The sequence below is a fragment of the Brachyspira catarrhinii genome, from assembly GCF_005518285.1.
GTDB classification, from domain to species: Bacteria; Spirochaetota; Brachyspiria; order Brachyspirales; family Brachyspiraceae; genus Brachyspira; species Brachyspira catarrhinii.
Genome location: NZ_SJDU01000649.1, coordinates 1 through 821, shown reverse-complemented (window position 1 = coordinate 821; position 821 = coordinate 1). Strand labels below are relative to the sequence as shown.

Here is an 821-nt window from a genome sequence, read left to right as displayed (position 1 = left end):
TAAAATTATAATAAACTTGTTTTTTATAATATTAATTATAAAATATATTTATAAATTATAATTTTGATTGGATTTATAATGACGCTTGACGGAAGAGAATTGTCTAAAGAAATAAAAGAAAATATAAAATCGAAAGTTGCATTACTCGATAAAAAACCGAGAATAGATTTTTTATATTTTGAAGACGATAAATCAACGGAAGTATATTTTAATAGAGCGAAAAAATCCGCGGAAAATGTCGGTATGATTGGCAAGCTCCATAATCTTTCGGCAAACACTAGCGAAAAAGATTTTTTAACTTTAATAGAATATCTAAACGAAGAAAATGAAACTAACGGAATAATGATTCAAATGCCTCTCCCAAATCATATAGATAAAAAGAAAGTTTATGAAACGATTTCGCCAGATAAAGATGTCGATGCAATTTCAAATATAAATCTTGGAAAAATATTTCTTGGAGAAGATAAATTAATTCCCTGCACGGCAAAAAGCGTAATGGCGTTAATTGAAAAAACTAAAATAAAAATCGAAGGAGCAAACGCCATAGTAGTCGGCAGAAGCGATATTGTGGGAAAACCTTTGGCTCATTTACTTCTTCAAAAATCGGCAACCGTTACGATAGCTCATTCAAAAACTAAAAATTTGAAAGATATTTGCAAACAAGCGGACATATTATGCGTATCAATCGGAAAAGCGGAATTTATAACCGAAGAATATATTAAAGAAGGAGCGATTGTTATCGATATAGGAATAAATGTTTTGGCTGACGGTTCTATAAAAGGCGATGTAAAATTTGACGAGGTTTCAAAATTAGCTTCTTT

General features: G+C 29.8%; 1 protein-coding gene. It reads left to right on the top strand.

Features of this window, described 5'->3' with window-relative positions:
• Positions 1 to 78 precede the first annotated feature (78 nt).
• Positions 79 to 821 (top strand): bifunctional 5,10-methylenetetrahydrofolate dehydrogenase/5,10-methenyltetrahydrofolate cyclohydrolase (locus EZH24_RS12855; RefSeq protein WP_137999427.1); only part of this gene is annotated, 743 nt, incomplete at its 3' end.